This is a genomic window from Paralcaligenes ureilyticus (genome assembly GCF_004346225.1).
GTDB classification, from domain to species: domain Bacteria; phylum Pseudomonadota; class Gammaproteobacteria; order Burkholderiales; family Burkholderiaceae_B; genus Paralcaligenes; species Paralcaligenes ureilyticus.
This window is the reverse complement of sequence record NZ_SMAJ01000014.1, coordinates 102,114-119,636: the sequence shown is the minus strand read 5'-3', so window position 1 is coordinate 119,636 and position 17,523 is coordinate 102,114. Positions and strand designations below refer to the sequence as shown.

General features: G+C 57.4%; 15 protein-coding genes and 2 pseudogenes. All 17 read right to left on the bottom strand.

What is annotated here, in order from left to right:
- Nucleotides 1-347: 347 nt before the first annotated feature.
- Nucleotides 348-557: pseudogene (locus tag EDC26_RS20520) on the bottom strand (DUF2818 family protein); the annotation flags it as partial.
- Nucleotides 558-803: 246 nt separating this feature from the next.
- Nucleotides 804-899: pseudogene (locus EDC26_RS20515) on the bottom strand (DUF2818 family protein); the annotation flags it as partial.
- Nucleotides 900-918: 19 nt separating this feature from the next.
- Nucleotides 919-2,412, bottom strand: a complete 1,494-nt coding sequence (gene nuoN / locus EDC26_RS15840) for an NADH-quinone oxidoreductase subunit NuoN (protein WP_425012783.1) — start codon at nucleotides 2,410-2,412, stop codon at nucleotides 919-921.
- Nucleotides 2,413-2,421: 9 nt separating this feature from the next.
- A complete protein-coding gene (locus EDC26_RS15835) occupies nucleotides 2,422-3,924 on the bottom strand; it encodes an NADH-quinone oxidoreductase subunit M (RefSeq protein WP_132584386.1) in 1,503 nt (500 codons plus the stop codon).
- Complete coding sequence (gene nuoL, locus EDC26_RS15830) at nucleotides 3,921-5,933, bottom strand: NADH-quinone oxidoreductase subunit L (protein WP_132584384.1); 2,013 nt, start codon at nucleotides 5,931-5,933, stop codon at nucleotides 3,921-3,923. The genes EDC26_RS15835 and nuoL overlap by 4 nt, the downstream gene beginning before the upstream one ends.
- Before the next feature lie 11 nt (nucleotides 5,934-5,944).
- Nucleotides 5,945-6,253, bottom strand: a complete 309-nt coding sequence (gene nuoK / locus EDC26_RS15825) for an NADH-quinone oxidoreductase subunit NuoK (RefSeq protein ID WP_132584382.1) — start codon at nucleotides 6,251-6,253, stop codon at nucleotides 5,945-5,947.
- Nucleotides 6,250-6,894, bottom strand: coding sequence for an NADH-quinone oxidoreductase subunit J (locus EDC26_RS15820; RefSeq protein WP_132584380.1), 645 nt, complete (start codon nucleotides 6,892-6,894; stop codon nucleotides 6,250-6,252). Before EDC26_RS15820 ends, nuoK begins: the two co-directional genes overlap by 4 nt.
- 16 nt (nucleotides 6,895-6,910) lie before the next feature.
- Entirely contained in the window at nucleotides 6,911-7,399 is a 489-nt protein-coding gene (gene nuoI / locus EDC26_RS15815; RefSeq protein WP_132584378.1) for an NADH-quinone oxidoreductase subunit NuoI, read from the bottom strand.
- Nucleotides 7,400-7,416: 17 nt separating this feature from the next.
- Complete coding sequence (gene nuoH, locus EDC26_RS15810; protein ID WP_132584376.1) at nucleotides 7,417-8,490, bottom strand: NADH-quinone oxidoreductase subunit NuoH; 1,074 nt, start codon at nucleotides 8,488-8,490, stop codon at nucleotides 7,417-7,419.
- Nucleotides 8,491-10,818 (bottom strand): NADH-quinone oxidoreductase subunit NuoG, encoded by a 2,328-nt coding sequence (gene nuoG / locus EDC26_RS15805; protein ID WP_132584374.1) that lies wholly within the window; start codon nucleotides 10,816-10,818, stop codon nucleotides 8,491-8,493.
- Between the two features lie 14 nt (nucleotides 10,819-10,832).
- Nucleotides 10,833-12,200: an NADH-quinone oxidoreductase subunit NuoF gene (gene nuoF, locus EDC26_RS15800; protein WP_132584372.1), complete on the bottom strand. Its 1,368-nt coding sequence runs from the start codon at nucleotides 12,198-12,200 to the stop codon at nucleotides 10,833-10,835.
- Complete coding sequence (gene nuoE, locus EDC26_RS15795) at nucleotides 12,197-12,691, bottom strand: NADH-quinone oxidoreductase subunit NuoE (protein WP_132584370.1); 495 nt, start codon at nucleotides 12,689-12,691, stop codon at nucleotides 12,197-12,199. The genes nuoF and nuoE overlap by 4 nt, the downstream gene beginning before the upstream one ends.
- Before the next feature lie 36 nt (nucleotides 12,692-12,727).
- Nucleotides 12,728-13,984 (bottom strand): NADH-quinone oxidoreductase subunit D, encoded by a 1,257-nt coding sequence (locus tag EDC26_RS15790; RefSeq protein ID WP_132584368.1) that lies wholly within the window; start codon nucleotides 13,982-13,984, stop codon nucleotides 12,728-12,730.
- 3 nt (nucleotides 13,985-13,987) lie between these two features.
- The gene (locus EDC26_RS15785) at nucleotides 13,988-14,605 is read right to left on the bottom strand and encodes an NADH-quinone oxidoreductase subunit C (protein WP_132584366.1); all 618 of its coding nucleotides are present in this window, start codon (nucleotides 14,603-14,605) and stop codon (nucleotides 13,988-13,990) included.
- 45 nt (nucleotides 14,606-14,650) lie between these two features.
- The gene (locus EDC26_RS15780) at nucleotides 14,651-15,127 is read right to left on the bottom strand and encodes a NuoB/complex I 20 kDa subunit family protein (RefSeq protein WP_132584364.1); all 477 of its coding nucleotides are present in this window, start codon (nucleotides 15,125-15,127) and stop codon (nucleotides 14,651-14,653) included.
- Nucleotides 15,128-15,202: 75 nt separating this feature from the next.
- Entirely contained in the window at nucleotides 15,203-15,562 is a 360-nt protein-coding gene (locus tag EDC26_RS15775; RefSeq protein WP_132584361.1) for an NADH-quinone oxidoreductase subunit A, read from the bottom strand.
- A 646-nt stretch (nucleotides 15,563-16,208) separates the two neighbouring features.
- Nucleotides 16,209-17,339, bottom strand: a complete 1,131-nt coding sequence (locus EDC26_RS15770; protein WP_132584359.1) for a porin — start codon at nucleotides 17,337-17,339, stop codon at nucleotides 16,209-16,211.
- Nucleotides 17,340-17,523 lie beyond the last annotated feature (184 nt).

Below are 17,523 nucleotides of genomic sequence, written 5' to 3'. Positions count from 1 at the left end.
CTCCACATTGGGCTATTTGGCGCCCGATGTGTATGAAAAAGTAGGATCCAAAAAACTCACTTGAAACTGTCCACTAAAACTTGACCACGACAGTTTGAGTGGGACGCCTGCGAATAGCCCGGGGGGCTATTCGCCCCACGAGTTCGCACGCCGCCCCGAAGCCGGCCCTGCGTGCGGGAAGTCATGGCGCAGCCATGACCGCGACCGTCAGAGCCCGACCCGCCTTAACCGGCCACGATGCGGGGCTAGAAGGTTTTAGCGAATAGGGTTGACACAAAAAAATGCCACGTGCAGCGAATGCCACCCACAAGGGGTGGCGCTACGGGTGGCGCTACGGGGTAACTACCCTATTCCGGATAGCTCTCATTGATCCTGCGATTACGCAAAAGATAGCGAAAAACAAACCCCGGATAACCCAGCACCAGAAACAGACTCAGAGTCACCACATAAAACTCCCAAGTCTGATGAAAACCGTTGCCGATATTGGCCTCGAAAGCAAACCCCAACGCCCCCACCAGCCCGTAAAAAACCAGCACCTCAATCAGCCGCACAAAAAACGACTTCTTGACCACGCACCCTCGATCCCGCCAGCCCGCATACCCCAGCAAAACCGCAGCGACCACAAAAAACCCGACCAGCTTAAGCAAAAACAAAACCGTCGCCGCCGCGCTCGACCCGCTAAAAAAAGCCCGGCCTATCAACAACAGCGCCCCATATCCCAGCGCCACAACCAGGCAGAAAAACACCAGCGACTCCACCCAGCGCAACCCGCTCGCGCGAGCCGGCTCGCCCGACTGCGCCCACGGCAACACCAGAAAGGGCCGCTCCACCACAAAAGGCAAATTGGCGGTAACAAGCGCCAGCACCACAAGTATCCAAACGGCCAACGACTGATCCATGCCTTTCCTTAAAGCCCGTCTAGAACTTCAGCGACTGTTCAACAACCTTCACGCACAACGCCATCAAACCACCGGGCAAAACCCCCAGGGCCAGCAACAGCAAACCGTTGACCGACATCAGGCCGCGAGTGATAAGGCCATTATTGCTTTGCACAGCCACCGCCTCATCGTCGGGCTCTTCAAAATAAGCCACCTTGACCACACGCAAATAGAAAAATGCGCCTATCAAAGAGAACATGACCGCGACCACCGCAATCGCCACATGGTCCGCACCCACCAGCACCTGCAGCACACTCAGCTTCGCATAAAAACCGGCAAATGGAGGAATCCCCGCCAGCGAAAACATTGATGCCAGCAAAGCCCCGGCTATCACCGGATTACGGCGATTAAGTCCTTTGAGATCGGCAATTTCTTCGCACTCGAAACCCTTGCGGCTAAGCAGCACAACGATACCGAACGTGATGGACGTGGAAAACACATAAATCAACAGATAAAACAGCGATACGCCGTAAGCCTTTTCAATCGCCCCCGCGTGGCCGGCCAACACCCCCGACAACAGGCCCAGGAACACATAGCCCATATGGGAAATCATCGAGTACGCCAGCATGCGCTTGAAATTGGTTTGCGCAATCGCCACGATATTGCCCACGCCCAGAGACAACACCGCCAGGATCAGCAGCATGGGCTGCCAATCTAGCGCAATCCCGTGCAGGCCCTCAACCAGCAGGCGCAGGATCACGGCAAAAGCCGCCAGATAAGGGGTCGTACCCAGGACCAGGGTGACCGCCGTGGGCGAACCATGATAGACGTCCGGCACCCACATATGGAACGGCACCACGCCCATCTTGAATGCGAACGCCGCCACAATGAACACCACGCCGAACACCAGAGGCATGCGCTGGGCATGGCCACTGGCAATCACCTCGGCGATTTGCCGCAAATCCAGCGCTCCAGTGGCGCCATAGATCATCGACATGCCGTACAGCAATATGCCCGAGGCCAAGGCTCCCAGCACAAAATACTTCATGGCCGCCTCGGTGGCCGCCACGCTTTCACGGCGCAACGCCACCAGCGCATACAAGGCAAACGACATCAGCTCAATGCCCAGATAAACGGTCAGCATATTGCCTGCCGAAATCATGACCATTTGCCCAAGGAGCGTGAGCAGGCTCAGGGAATAGAACTCGCCGCCATTTTGCAGAACATCGTTTTGCTCGGCATAGTCGCGGCCATAAATCAGCACAGCGGCCACCGCAAGGTACGACGCGATCTTCATCAAATGCGATAAGGGATCGGCCACATACAGGCCATCGAACGCGCGGCCCGACACGCCCGCATGCCACTGCCACAGCGAAACCAGGGTCATGAGCAGGAGCGACCCTATGGCGAGCAGAAACGTTAAACGACGTTCTTGCGTTTTATTGAACGCATCGACCAGCAACACCACCACCGACAAGACCAGAAGCAGAATCTCGGGGGTCACCAGGGCTATTTGAAAAGGAATATGCATAATGAGCCCGGCCTACAGTTTCGAGATGGAGACGTGCTGCAACAAGGCCTGTACCGACACGTGCATGACATCTGTGAAAGGTTTGGGATAAATGCCCATGAACAATACCGTTATCGCCATCAGTCCCATAATGAAAAACTCGCGGCCGCTAAGATCTTTCATGGCCTTGACGCGATCGTTGGCGATCGGGCCCAGGGCCACACGCTTGAGCATCCATAACGAATAGGACGCGCCCCAGATCAACGCCGTAGCCGCCAGCAGCCCGATCCAGAAATTATGTTCCACCGCACCCATGATGACCGTGAACTCGCCCACAAAACCGCTCGTGGCAGGCAGCCCACAGTTGGCCATGGAAAACAGCACGAAGAAGGTGACAAACCGCGGCATGGTGTTGATGACGCCGCCGTAATCGGCAATGCGGCGCGTATGCAGGCGATCGTACAACACACCTATGCACAGGAACATGGCGGCCGATACGAAGCCGTGCGAAATCATCTGCACGATCGCGCCCTCGAGGCCCGCCGTATTGAAGATGAAAAAGCCCAGCGTCACAAAACCCATATGCGCCACCGACGAATACGCCACCAGCTTTTTCATATCGTCTTGAACAATGGCCACCAGACCGATGTAGATCACGGCCACAATCGACAAGGCGATCATCAGGCCGGCCAGGCTGTGCGAGGCGTCGGGCGCAATGGGCAGGGAAAACCGCATGAATCCGTAAGCACCCAGCTTGAGCATGATGGCCGCCAGGACGACCGAACCGCCCGTAGGCGCTTCAACGTGCGCATCGGGCAACCACGTATGCACCGGCCACATCGGTATCTTCACCGCAAACGATGCCAGCAGGGCCACAAAGACCAGAATCTGCGGTGTAAAGCCCAATTTGGTCTGCTGCCAGGTCAGGATATCGAAGGAACCGCCCGACGCATGCCAGAGGTAGATAAATGCGATCAGGGTCAGCAGGGAACCCAGCAGGGTATACAGGAAGAACTTGAACGCGGCATAAACGCGATTAGGTCCGCCCCAGGCACCGATGATGATGTACATCGGGATCAGGGTGGCTTCAAAAAACACATAGAACAGCATGCCGTCGAGCGCAGCGAATACGCCGATCATGAAGCCCGACAAAATCAGGAAGGCCGCCATGTACTGCGCCACGCGCTGGGTCACGGATTGCCAGCCGGCCAGCACCACGATCACCGTTATGAACGAGGTCAGCAGCACAAACCAAAGAGAAATTCCGTCTATGCCTAGATGGTAATTAATGGCAAAGGTGCTGATCCAGGGCACATTCTCGACGAACTGCATGTCGGCCGTGGTCAGGTTAAACCCCGTATATAAAGGCAGCGTTACCAGAAACCCCAGCACCGCACCGGCCAGGGCCAGCTTGCGCGTGAAGTCAGGGCGATCGTCGCGGCCCAACAAGAGAACCAGCAAGCCGGCCACGATCGGCACAAAGATCGAAAGCGTTAGCCAGGGAAGAGTAGAAGACGCCATATCGCTAGCCATCAGTGAACCGTCAGCACGAAAAAGGTTATAAGAGCCATGACGCCAATGATCATCGCAAATGCATAGTGGTAGATAAAGCCGGACTGAGCCAGCCGGCCTACCGCCGCCGCCCAGCCCACCAGGCGTGCGCTACCGTTCACAAAGCCATCGATCAGGCCCCGATCGCCACCCTGCCACAAACCACGACCCAGGCCGCGCGCGCCGCGCGCCAGCACCTGTTCGTTGAACCAGTCGGCATAGTATTTGTTCACCAGCACCGTATTGAGCCCCGACAAACTGCGCTGTATGGCGGCCGGCACCTTGGGATTGATCAGGTAGCAATACCAGGCCACGGCCAGACCGGCGATCATCAGCCAGAAAGCGGTCGATGTAAAGCCATGCAGGCCGTAGGCGACCCAGCCGTGCCAATGCTCGGCCAGATCGGCCATGGCCGGATGCTGCGGCAAGACGGCAATCGCGTTTTTAAAGTAGCCGCCAAAGAGCAGTGGATCGATATACATCGCCCCCGCAACCACCGACGGGATGGCCAGCAAAATCAAAGGTATCGTCACCACCCAGGGCGACTCGTGCGGCGGACCGCCGTGATGATCACCCTCTTCGCCGTGCGCATGACCCGCCGCCTCATCGTGATGATGCGCCTTGGGAAAATTCTCCTTGCCGTGAAAGACCAGGAAATACACGCGGAACGAATACAGGGAGGTCACAAAAACCCCGAACAACGTTGCATAGTAGGCAAAACCCGCGCCCCATATGTTGGCGGCTCCCGCGGCTTCAATAATATGTTCTTTGGAATAGAAGCCGGCAAAGAACGGCGTGCCCACCAGCGCCAGCGTCGCCAACAGGAAGGTGATGGCGGTTATCGGCATGTATTTGCCCAACCCCCCCATATGGCGAATGTCCTGATCATGGTGCATGCCGATAATCACCGAGCCGGCGCCCAGGAATAACAGCGCCTTGAAAAAGGCGTGCGTCATCAGATGGAAGATGGCCACCGAGTACGCCGAAGCACCCAGCGCCACTGTCATATAGCCCAGCTGCGACAAGGTGGAATAAGCGATGACCCGCTTGATATCGTTTTGCACAACCCCGAGTATGCCCATGAACAAGGCGCCGATGGCACCGATGACGATCACAAACGACAGCGCCGTGGTCGATTGCTCGAAGACCGGCGAGAAGCGCGCCACCATGAAGATGCCGGCCGTCACCATCGTGGCGGCATGGATCAGGGCCGAGATGGGGGTCGGGCCTTCCATCGAATCGGGCAGCCAGGTGTGCAGCGGGACTTGCGCCGATTTACCCATGGCACCCACGAACAGCGAAATGCACGCCACGGTCAGCATGCGCCAGTCGGTGCCTGGAAACGCCACGCCGGCCAGTTTGTCGGCCTGGCCGAAAATATCGCCGTAGTGCATGCTGCCCGAATAAGCGAACAGCAGCCCTATACCCAGAATAAAGCCAAAGTCCCCAACACGATTCACCAGAAACGCCTTCAGGCTGGCGAAAATAGCCGTCGGCCGCGTGTACCAAAAGCCAATCAGCAGATACGAAACCAGGCCCACTGCCTCCCAGCCAAAGAACAGCTGCAGCATATTGTTGGACATGACCAGCATCAGCATGGAAAACGTAAACAGCGATATGTACGAAAAGAAACGCTGGTAACCCGGATCATCGGCCATATAGCCTATGGTGTAGATATGCACCATCAGCGACACGAAAGTCACGACCGCCATCATGAGCGCCGACAGGGGGTCGATCAAAAAGCCGATGTTCAGTTCGGCATGGCCGATCACGCTCCAGGTGTAGATGGTGCCATCGAAGGTATGACCGCCGAGCACCTGGTAGAGCACAATAATTGAACCGATAAACGAAATCAGGACCCCGGCGATGGCGACAGTGTGCGAGGCCGCGCGGCCTACCTGACGCCCACAGAAACCAGTGCCGAACAGGCCGGCCAGCAAAGCGCCTGCCAGCGGCGCCAAAGCAATAAGAAGATAAAGAGACGGTGAGTTCATGTGTAATCCCATCAGCCCTTAAGATGATCGAGTTCTTCGACATTGATCGTATTCAGGTTGCGGAACAGCAGCACCAGAATCGCCAGGCCGATCGCCGCTTCGGCCGCGGCCACCGTCAGGACAAAGAAGACGAACACCTGGCCCGCCGCGTCGCCCGACCAGCTGGAAAACGCCACGAAGTTTATGTTCGCCGCCAGCAGGATCAGCTCGATCGACATCAATAAAATAATCAGGTTGCGACGGTTCAGAAAGAAGCCGAAAACGCCAATGGCAAATAAAATGGCGCCCAGCACCAGATAATGGGCTAAGGTAATAGTCACTTCGATTTCCCCTGTGCCGGATCGGACGCGGCGGGCGCCGCCTCGGGCACCTCGGTTTGCGATGGAATATTCAACAGGCGCACGCGATCTTTGGCGCGCACCCGAACCTGGTCGGCCGGATTCTGGTATTTCACGTCGCGACGGTGGCGCAGCGTCAGTGCAATGGCCGCAATCATGCCCACCAGCAATATCACGGCCCCCACTTCCACGGCATACACGTAATGGGTATACATGGCCACGCCCAGAGTGCGCGTATTGTCGTAACCCGCGGCCACCGGCGCAGGCGGGCCCGCCCCAAGCCAGGTCTTGGTCAGCACGAACGACATCTCGAGCACCATGACCACACCGATGGTCAGGCCCAGCGGCAAATACGCCTTGAGGCCCGCGCGCAGCGCATCCATGCGGATGTCGAGCATCATCACCACGAACAGGAACAGCACCATCACGGCGCCCACATACACCAGCACCAGCAGCAACGCCAGGAACTCCGCGTCGAGCAGCATCCACAACATTGAGGTCGTAAAAAACGCCAGGATCAAATGCAACACCCCGGTGACGGGATTGGCGGCGGTAATGACGCGAAAGGCCGCAATCACCAACACCACCGACAGCAGATAAAACAGGACTGTAGTAAAAATCATAAGGCGGTCCGAAGGTTCAACGATAAGGGGCGTCGGCGGCGCGACGACTCGCGATTTCGGACTCGTAACGGTCCCCCACCGCCAGCAGCATATCCTTGGTGAAATACAGGTCGCCGCGCTTTTCACCGTGATACTCGTGAATATGCGTTTCAACGATCGAATCCACCGGACAGCTTTCTTCACAGAAGCCGCAGAAAATACACTTGGTCAGGTCGATGTCGTAGCGCGTCGTGCGCCGCGAACCATCTTCACGCTCTTCGGACTCGATCGTGATGGCCACCGCCGGGCACACCGCTTCGCACAGTTTGCAGGCAATGCAGCGCTCTTCGCCATTGGGGTAGCGGCGCAATGCATGCAGCCCGCGAAAACGCGGCGAGGCGGGTGTCTTTTCCGCTGGATAGCGCAAGGTGATTTTGCGCTTGAACAAATACTTGCCCGTCAGGCGCATGCCCTTGAGCATTTCCGACAGCATCAAACTGCCGAAAAAATCCTTGATTGCTTCCATATCCAGCCTCCGAAGCCTTATTGCCAAATGTTCCAGGGCGTCTGCATCCAGATCGCAACGATCAACAGCCACACACCCGTAAGCGGAATAAACACTTTCCAGCCCAGGCGCATGATCTGGTCATAGCGATAGCGTGGAAACGTCGCACGAAACCAAATGAACAGTGACACCACAAAAAACGTTTTAAGGCCTAGCCATATCCAGCCGGGCACCCAGGTAAGGGGAGCGACTTCGATGGGAGCCGTCCAGCCGCCCAGGAACATGATGGCGGCCATGCACGAGAGCAGGATCATGTTGGCGTACTCACCCAGGAAGAACAGGGCAAAACCCATGCCTGAGTATTCAACCATGTGGCCCGCCACAATTTCCGACTCACCCTCGGCCATGTCGAACGGGTGGCGATTGGTTTCCGCCACCGCCGAAATCACATAAATGACAAACAAAGGCAACAGAGGCAGCCAGTTCCAGGACAGGAAAGTAAGGCCATGGGACGCGAACCAGCCGTGCGTCTGCCCCACCACGATGCCGCTGATATTCAGCGTGCCCGACACCAGCAGCACGGTGATCATCACAAAACCGACCGCCAGCTCGTAAGACACCATTTGCGCCGAAGCCCGCAAGGCCGCGAGAAAAGCATACTTGGAGTTGGAGGCCCACCCCGCCACAATTACGCCATACACGCCGATGGAGGTAATCGCCATCACATACAGCAAGCCGGCGTTGACATTGGCCAATACCACGTCGGGGCCAAAAGGAATCACCGCCCAGGCGGCCAGCGCCGGCATCAGCGTCACCACCGGCGCCAGAACATACAAGACCTTGTTGGCCTGGCTGGGAACGATAAGCTCTTTGGACAACAACTTGAATACATCGGCAAAGGGCTGCAACAAGCCCTTGTAGCCCACACGCGTGGGTCCCAGGCGCACGTGCATGGCGCCTATCAGTTTGCGCTCCCAGTAGGTCAGATAGGCCACGCACAAAATAATAGGCACGGCGATCACGATAATCTTGATCAATATCCAGATGACCAGCCAGGCCGTCGGCCCCACCAGGTTCGTGCCGGCGTTTTCAAGAGTCTGCAGCCATTCCATTTAGGCACGCTCCACGGAAAGTTGGCCAAAGGCGCTGCCCAAAGCAATCGTTTCGGTAAAGGCCGTCGCCACGCGCACAGCGCCTTGGGCGAGCGTGTCGTCGTGTTGCGCAAGCAGCGTGATTTGCCCCTGAGCCGAACGGATACGAACCGAATCACCCGACTGCAGGCCCAGGCTCGTCAGCGTCGCTGAATGCATGCGGGCCGTGGGAGGTTGCGACGCCAAAGTGGCTTGCAAAGGCTCGGAGCGGCGCACCAGGGCGTCACTGCGATAAATAGGCACATCGGCCACCCGTTCCAGGCCGCCGGGCGCCGCGGCCAGCCCCATTTCGCCGCGCACCTCGTTGCCCAGGCGGCTATCGGCGCCGCCCACCATCACCGTGTCGCGCACCGATTCGGAGGTTTCATCGTCAAAACCCGGCAACTGAAACAGATTGCCCAGCACACGCAAGACTTTCCAGCCGGGCCGGGTATCTCCATAAGGCGCAGTGGCACCCTTGAAACTCTGCACCCGCCCCTCGGCATTGACGAAACTGCCCGAGGTTTCCGTGTAAGGAGAAATCGGCAACATGATATCGGCCCATTCCTGAGCGGCCGAGCGATAAGACGTAAGCGCCACCGTAAAGTCGGCCGCCTTGAGAACATCGACAGCCAAAGCGCCATTGTCGGCGTCGCAGGCCGGCTCGGCGTGCACCACCAGATAGGCCTTGAGCGGCTTGGACAGCATTTGCGTGGCGCTCAAACCGCCATGCCCGGGTGTGGCACCCGCCAGATAGCCGCCTACCGTATTGCCCCCGGGAATCAAAAACCCGAACTTGCCTTCCAGGGCATGGGCCAGCGACGACGCATTGGCGGCGATCAGCGTGGCCTTGTCCGACGCGACGGCCATATTGCCGACCAGCACACCCACGCGTTCGCCCGAAGCCAGACTGGCCGCGATGCTACGCGCCGCATCCGTGGGCTGCACCTTATCGAGCACAGCGGGCAGAGGCTCCCCGCGAGCCTGCGCCAGCGCCACCAAAACCTCGGCGACCGCGTTGGGAATCTGGCTGGGTACGACGGTGATGCGGCCACTGACCGGGAACAACGGGTCGTCGCCCGCGCTATCAATAAAGCTGATCTGCGTGCCGTGCTTGGCCGCCTGGCGCAAACGCTGGGCCATCAGAGGGTGATCCTTGCGCAGGAACGAGCCTACGACCAGCACCCGGTCCAACTGGGCCATTTCGGCAATGGACATGCCCAGCCACGGTACGCCGGTCAGCGCATGATCCAGGTCGGGGTCGATATTGCGCAAACGGAAATCCACATTTTCCGAGCCCAGGGCACGCGCCAAGCGCGCAAGCAAGGCCAGTTCTTCGGTCGTCGCCGTTTGGCTGCCCAGGGCGCCGATCTGATCCGCGCCATAATGTTCGCGCACATGATTGACGCCGCGCACAACGGCCTGCAGCGCGTCGCTCCAGGACGCTTCGCGCCATTGGCCATCCTCACCCTTGACCATGGGATGTTTCAGGCGGTCTTCGGTATACAGGCCAGCGTAAGCGTAGCGATCGCGATCGCTGATCCAGCATTCGTTGACGTCTTCGTTTTCAAAGGGCACAACGCGCATCACGCGGTCGCTCTTGACCTGCACCACCAGATTGGCGCCCAGGCTATCGTGCGGGCTGACCGAACGGCGCCGCGCCAGTTCCCAGGTGCGTGCGGTAAAGCGGAACGGCTTGGACGTAAGCGCCCCCACCGGACAGACATCGATCATATTGCCCGACAGTTCGGACTCGACCGCACGGCCCACGAACGAGGTAATCTCGGCGTGCTCGCCGCGATTGAGCATGCCCAGTTCCATGATGCCGCCGATCTCCTGGCCAAAGCGAATGCAGCGCGTGCAATGAATGCAGCGCTGCATTTCTTCGGCGGACACCAGGGGGCCCATTTCTTTATGGGCCACGACCCGTTTTTCTTCCTGGTAGCGCGAGGCCGAGGCGCCATAGCCTACGGCCAGATCCTGCAACTGACATTCCCCGCCCTGATCGCATACGGGGCAATCCAGGGGATGATTGATCAGCAGGAACTCCATCACGCTTTTTTGCGCCGCCACCGCTTTGGCCGACGCCGTGTGCACCACCATGCCGTTGCTGACAGGTGTCGCGCACGCCGGCATGGGCTTGGGCGCTTTTTCGACTTCGACCAGGCACATGCGGCAATTGGCCGCAATCGAGAGTTTCTTGTGATAGCAGAAATGCGGCACGTACAAACCCAGCTTGTGGGCGGCATGCATGACCATGCTGCCCTCGGGGATTTCTACCTTGTTGCCGTCGATGGTGATCTCAACCATTAGCTGTCCTGACCCTACAGATATTTAGGCACCACACAGCATTTATGCTCGATGTGGTGTGCGAACTCGTCGCGGAAATGCTTGATGAAACTGCGTACCGGCATCGCGGCGGCATCGCCCAGCGCACAGATGGTGCGCCCCATGATATTGAAGGCCACCGAATCGAGGACTTCCATATCTTCGGGCCGGCCCTGCCCGTGCTCGATGCGATTGACCATGCGGTAAAGCCAGCCGGTGCCTTCACGGCAAGGCGTGCACTGGCCGCAGCTCTCTTCGAAATAAAAGTACGACAGGCGCAGCAGCGACTTGACCATGCAGCGCGTCTCATCCATGACAATAACCGCGCCCGACCCCAGCATGGAGCCGGCCTTGGCGATCGAATCATAGTCCATATTGGTGTTCATCATGATGGCGGCCGGCAGCACCGGCGCGCTGGATCCGCCCGGGATAACCGCTTTCAGCGCCCGCCCGCCACGCATGCCGCCCGCCAGCTTCAACAGCTCGGAGAACGGTGTGCCAAGAGGAATTTCGTAATTGCCCGGACGCTCGACGTCGCCCGAAATGGAAAACAGCTTGGTCCCGCCATTGTTGGGGATGCCGACTTCCAGATACTCTTTGCCGCTGTGGCGAATGATCCAGGGCACGGCGGCAAAGGTTTCGGTGTTGTTGATGGTCGTGGGCTTGCCGTACAAACCAAAGCTGGCCGGAAACGGCGGCTTGAAGCGCGGCTGGCCTTTCTTGCCTTCCAGCGATTCCAGCAAAGCGGTTTCTTCGCCGCAAATATACGCGCCATAGCCATGAACGGCATGCAGCTGAAAATTGAATTCGGAGCCAAGAATCTTGTCGCCCAGAAAACCTGCGGCGCGCGCCTGCTCAAGCGCCTCTTCAAAGCGCTCGTATACCTCGAAAATTTCGCCATGTATGTAGTTATAGGCCACATTGACGCCCATGGCGTAGGCCGCAATCGCCATGCCCTCGATCAAGATATGCGGATTGAAACGCATGATATCGCGATCTTTGAAGGTGCCAGGCTCGCCCTCATCGGAATTGCAGACCAGGTATTTCGGACCCGGAAACGTGCGCGGCATGAAGCTCCACTTCAGGCCCGTGGGGAAACCGGCGCCTCCACGACCCCGCAAACCCGAAGCCTTGACCTCGGCAATCACGTCTTCGGGCTTCATGCCCGTGCTTAGAATTTTACGCAAGGCCTCATAGCCACCGCGTTTCACGTAATCGTCCAGCCCCCAGTTGTCGCCGTCCAGGCCGGCCACAATTTGCGGATTGATGTGACGGCCATGGAACAGCAGGCTGCGTGACAAGTCATTGTCGGGCGCAACCACCAGGCCTTGCGAAAACTGATCCAACAGGCCAGACGCGCTCATGCCGACTCTCCGTGCTGTTTAAGTTCGGCCAGCATGGCATCAATCTTGTCTTCGGACATGCGCACGCACATATGCTTGTTATTCACCAGCAAGACCGGCGAATCGCCGCAGGCGCCCATGCACTCGCCTTCGATCAGGGAAAACAAGCCATCGGCCGAAATCTCGTTAAAGCCCACACCCAGCTTTTGCTTGAGGTAATCGGCCGTCTTGACGCCATCGCGCAAGGCACAGGGCAGATTCGTGCATATGGATAGCGTGTAGCGGCCAGTGGGTTGGGTATGGATCATGTTGTAAAACGTGGCCACCTCTTGCACCGCGATGGGCGGCTCGCCCAGATAGGCCGCCACGTCTTCAATCACCTCGGGCGATACCCAGGATTTTTCGTCCTGTGCGATAGTCAGTGCCGCGAGGGTGGCGGAACGTTTTTGATCACCGGGGTATTTGGCGATCTCCCTATCGATCTTCTGGTAGGCTTGTTCAGAAAGCAGCATAGTTTGAATCCGGTTGTTCCTTTAGCTTGGCGGCCATCAACGGTCGATTTCGCCAAACACAATATCTTGAGTCCCGATAATGGTGACCGCATCGGCGATCATGTGGCCACGCGTCATTTCGTCCAGGGATTGCAAATGTGCAAACCCCGGCGCACGGATTTTAAGACGATAAGGTTTATTGGCGCCATCTGAAACCAGGTAGATGCCAAACTCGCCCTTGGGATGTTCGATCGCGGCGTAGGTTTCGCCCTCGGGCACATGAAAGCCCTCGGTAAACAGCTTGAAATGGTGGATGAGATCTTCCATGCCGGTTTTCATGCGCTCGCGGCTGGGCGGCGCTACCTTATGGTCATCCACAATCACCGGGCCGTGGTTGTTGCGCAACCACTCGACGCACTGGCGAATAATGCGATTGCTTTCACGCATTTCGGCAATGCGCACCAGATAGCGGTCATAGCAATCGCCATTGACCCCTACCGGAATTTCAAAATCGACCCGGTCGTACACCTCGTAGGGCTGCATCTTGCGCAAATCCCAGGCCACGCCCGAGCCGCGCAGCATGGGGCCGGTAAAGCCCAGCGCCATGGCGCGTTCCGGGCTGACCACGCCGATGCCCACCAGGCGCTGCTTCCAGATACGATTATCGGTCAGCAGTGTTTCGTACTCGTCGACGCAGTTCGGAAAACGGTTGGTAAAGTCTTCGATGAAATCCAGCAAAGAGCCCGAACGCGCCTCATTCATGGCCGCGAGCTCTTTGGCGCTGCGGTATTTGCTGGTATCGCCATAGATAGGCATGGAATCGGGCAAATCGCGGTACACCCCGCCCGGGCGATAGTAGGCCGCGTGCATGCGCGCGCCCGAGGCCGCTTCGTAGCAATCCATCAGGTCTTCGCGTTCGCGAAACGTGTACAGGAACACGGCCATCGCGCCCACGTCCAGCGCATGCGAACCCAGCGACATCAGGTGATTGAGCAGGCGCGTAATTTCGTCGAACATGACGCGTATGTATTGCGCCCGCAGCGGCACCTGTATGCCCATCAGCTTCTCGATGGCCATCACATACGCATGCTCGTTGCACATCATGGACACGTAGTCCAGGCGATCCATGTAGGGGAGCGCCTGCAGGTATGTTTTATGCTCGGCCAGTTTTTCAGTGGCCCGATGCAGCAGGCCGATGTGCGGATCGGCCCGCTGGATGACCTCGCCGTCCAGTTCCAGCACCAGACGCAATACGCCGTGCGCCGCCGGGTGCTGCGGGCCAAAGTTAAGGGTGTAGTTTTTTATATCAGCCATGTCTTAACGCCCTATTCCGTAACCTTCCTCGCGCACGACACGCGGGGTAACCTCGCGCGGCTCGATGGTGACGGGTTGATACACCACACGCTGCTGCTCCGGGTCGTAACGCATTTCCACTGTACCCGACAAGGGGAAATCCTTGCGGAACGGGTGCCCGATAAACCCGTAGTCGGTCAGGATGCGGCGCAAATCGGGGTGCCCTTCGAACACGATGCCGTACAGATCGAAGGCCTCGCGCTCGTACCAGTTGGTGCTGGGCCAGACTTCGAACAAGGTGTCCATAACGGGAAATTCGTCGTTCGCCACCCAAGCGCGCACGCGCAGGCGCCAGTTATGCTGAATCGACAACAGATGCGCCACCACCGCAAAGCGTTGCGGATGGCGGGCCTGTTCCGGGTCTACCGCAAAAGTGGGCGCACCCCAGGCCGAGTAGTCCACCCCGCACAAGTCGATACAGGTCTCGAACCCCAGGCTGGGCGTATCGCGCAAAACGCGGCAAACATCCACCCACTGATCGGCGGCAACTTCAAGCGTCAGTTCGTCCAAGGCGCCGACAAGCGCACTATCCGGCCCGAACTGGGCCAGCAAATTTGTTTTTAGCGTTTCAAGCCGAGTCATAATACTGAGCGTATAAACGTGAATGAAAGGCTCGCGCGAGCGAGCCTAGCGAGCAATGGTATTGGTCAGGCGGATTTTGTTCTGCATTTGCAGCAGGCCATAGACCAGAGCCTCGGCCGTCGGCGGGCAGCCCGGCACATAGACGTCGACCGGCACAATGCGATCGCAGCCGCGCACCACTGAATACGAATAGTGATAATAGCCGCCGCCATTGGCGCACGAGCCCATCGACAGCACCCAGCGGGGTTCGGGCATTTGGTCGTAAACCTTGCGCAACGCCGGCGCCATTTTATTGCACAGGGTGCCGGCCACAATCATCAGGTCGGACTGCCTCGGGCTGGGCCGGAAAATAATACCGAACTGATCCAGATCGTAGCGCGCTGCGCCCGCGTGCATCATCTCAACCGCACAACAGGCCAGACCGAACGTCATGGGCCACAAAGAACCGGTTTTAGCCCAGTTCAGAAACTTGTCTGCGCTGGTGGTAATGAAGCCTTCTTTTAAAATACCGTCGATAGCCATGATCTTGTTGCCTAATTACTCGTGAGTGCCAAAAGCCCAACATAGTAGCGCCCGGCCGCCATTGCGCGAAAGACCTTACTCCCAGTCAAGCGCGCCTTTTTTCCACTCGTAGATAAATCCAACTGTCAGCACCGCCAGAAACACCAGCACCGTCCAGAAGCCCACCATGCCCACCGAACCACTGGCAATCGCCCAGGGAAACAGGAACGCAATTTCCAAGTCGAACATAATAAACAGAATGGCGACCAGGTAATAGCGCACGTCGAACTTCATGCGCGAATCGCTAAACGCCGGAAAACCGCATTCGTACGGAGACAGTTTTTCGGCATCGGGCCGATTCGGCCCGATCAGCCTGCCTGCCGACATCAAGGCAAAACCCACCAAGGTGGCAAAGACAATGAAGAGCAGTACCGGAAAATACTCTTGCAGGTTCATGCAAAGCATCCAATCGCAATATGTAAACTCATAGATTGTAGCATTTTGAGAGTGTCATCCGGCTGAACAAACCCGGGTTTATGTAGGGTATCTCATCTCGGAATTCTGGCGATTGCCGGGCGACTGCAGATGCCGCCTTGTGCATCCAGGATATGGCAGCCACAAGGGCTGCCCCCACAAAACGTGCGCGTGAATTTTGCAGCGACAGGGAATTTTGTAGCGACAGGCCTTGTGCCTGTCATCAACGCCGAATACCGTCATGGTGGTCGTCCAGTGTGGCTGCAGTGGCGAACGTTAGCAAGGCGTTTCATGCGTTCTCGAGCGTCCCGACCTAGCTTGACCGCAACGGGCCGGATATCGGTGGCTGTCATGATGTTCTCTACCAAGGCATAAGAAGGTAATACTTCAATCTACTTTAGAGCCGGCACCCAACGCAACCAGCCCTTACGATGATCGTATTCTGCAGACACGCCTGGCCATCGACGATATGGCAGCCACAACCGCAACAACTCCCTTCGCTGCCGAAATCAATAAAAAAAACCACCCCGAAAGGTGGTTTTTTTCATACGAACCGAAGTCCGCATCAATTCATGTGGCAACCCGGCAAGCCGGGCCGCCTCGGTGCATAGGCTAGCTATGCAACCGATTAGAACTGGTGACGGATACCGACCATGGCAGCGGTCGATTTCAGGTCGCTTTGGAAGTACGCATTTTTCATGTACGAAGCAGTCGCGTACACGTTGGTGCGCTTGGACAGGCTGTACTGATAACCCAAGCTGAAGCTTTGCTGTTTGGCACGATCACCAATGCTATCGTCGCTGCTATGGGGATCAGCCATTTGCCAGGAAGCCATCACCAGGCCGTTGCCGACAGGAGCGGTCAAGCCAACCAAGTAGGAGTTAAACTTCAACCCGTTCACGAAGCCGAACGAGGGGAAGGAGGTCACACCGGTGGGGTTGATGACGCCTTGAGGAGCAAAGAAACCGTTGCGGGTTTGACCAAACGCCAACGATGCCTTGACCACTTCGAAGTCGTACGCACCAGCAATCATCCATGCGGACACATTGTTGGGTTCGCCATCAGGATTGTTGCTTCTGTTCAGACGATCGTAGGCTGCACCCAAACCGATAGGACCATTGGTGTAACGCAAGCCCACGGTGATGTCGCGAACGTTTCTGTCGGAGCCATCAAAGCCGGGAGTCGACGATGAGAGCTTAGGCAGTTGGGAACCATCAACGTTGAACGAATAGCCAACGCCGAACTGGAAGCCCGAGAAGTTCGGGGTTTGGTACATGATCATGTTGTCGAGGCGCACGGTGTTAGCCGATGTGAACGACGTACCATAGTTGGCCTGACCCCAGCCTGCCGCGAACGGATCGGCAAAAGCCATGTACTTGGAAGCAATGTTGGTTTGACGACCAAAATCCAATTGGCCCCAAGCATCAGAAGCCAGACCGATAGTGGCTTGACGACCGAACAAACGGCCACCTTGAGCCGATTTGCCATTGGTGCTGTCAAAACCGCTTTCCAACTGGAACACAGCGCGCAGGCCGTTGCCCAGATCTTCAGAGCCTTTCAGGCCCCAGCGGCTGCCGGACTGATTACCAGAGGTCAAACCAAACTGGCTGGCTTTAACGTCAACACCACCAACCGTGCCTTTGACTTGTTGATATTCGATGCCTGTATCGATAATACCGTAGAGGGTAACCGATGTTTCTGCTTGAGCAACGCTGGCAAAGCCAGCAATTAGAGCAGCAGCGAGCAGAGTCTTTTTCATGTAAGAAATCTCCGTAGATTTGAGTAACGAGAGCGGCGATCACTTTTAATACGTCCTGCCACTCTTTCTAACTCCGCGATGGGAAGTTGGTGCTATTGCATCAAAATTCGGGGCCGCTGGCTATTGCCGTGAGGGCAAAAGCTTAACTTTTCCTGATAATTGTTGGATTGAAACAACAAAGCGG

Bases quoted from the DNA above. Each gene is read 5' to 3' on its own strand.
- nuoH (WP_132584376.1), bottom strand. From the start codon at position 8,490: ATGGAATGGCTGCAGACTCTTGAAAACGCCGGCACGAACCTGGTGGGG.
- EDC26_RS15820 (WP_132584380.1), bottom strand. From the start codon at position 6,894: ATGATTTTTACTACAGTCCTGTTTTATCTGCTGTCGGTGGTGTTGGTG.
- nuoE (WP_132584370.1), bottom strand. From the start codon at position 12,691: ATGCTGCTTTCTGAACAAGCCTACCAGAAGATCGATAGGGAGATCGCC.
- EDC26_RS15775 (WP_132584361.1), bottom strand. From the start codon at position 15,562: ATGAACCTGCAAGAGTATTTTCCGGTACTGCTCTTCATTGTCTTTGCC.
- nuoL (WP_132584384.1), bottom strand. From the start codon at position 5,933: ATGAACTCACCGTCTCTTTATCTTCTTATTGCTTTGGCGCCGCTGGCA.
- nuoI (WP_132584378.1), bottom strand. From the start codon at position 7,399: ATGGAAGCAATCAAGGATTTTTTCGGCAGTTTGATGCTGTCGGAAATG.
- EDC26_RS15790 (WP_132584368.1), bottom strand. From the start codon at position 13,984: ATGGCTGATATAAAAAACTACACCCTTAACTTTGGCCCGCAGCACCCG.
- EDC26_RS15780 (WP_132584364.1), bottom strand. From the start codon at position 15,127: ATGGCTATCGACGGTATTTTAAAAGAAGGCTTCATTACCACCAGCGCA.
- nuoG (WP_132584374.1), bottom strand. From the start codon at position 10,818: ATGGTTGAGATCACCATCGACGGCAACAAGGTAGAAATCCCCGAGGGC.
- nuoF (WP_132584372.1), bottom strand. From the start codon at position 12,200: ATGAGCGCGTCTGGCCTGTTGGATCAGTTTTCGCAAGGCCTGGTGGTT.
- EDC26_RS15770 (WP_132584359.1), bottom strand. From the start codon at position 17,339: ATGAAAAAGACTCTGCTCGCTGCTGCTCTAATTGCTGGCTTTGCCAGC.
- EDC26_RS15785 (WP_132584366.1), bottom strand. From the start codon at position 14,605: ATGACTCGGCTTGAAACGCTAAAAACAAATTTGCTGGCCCAGTTCGGG.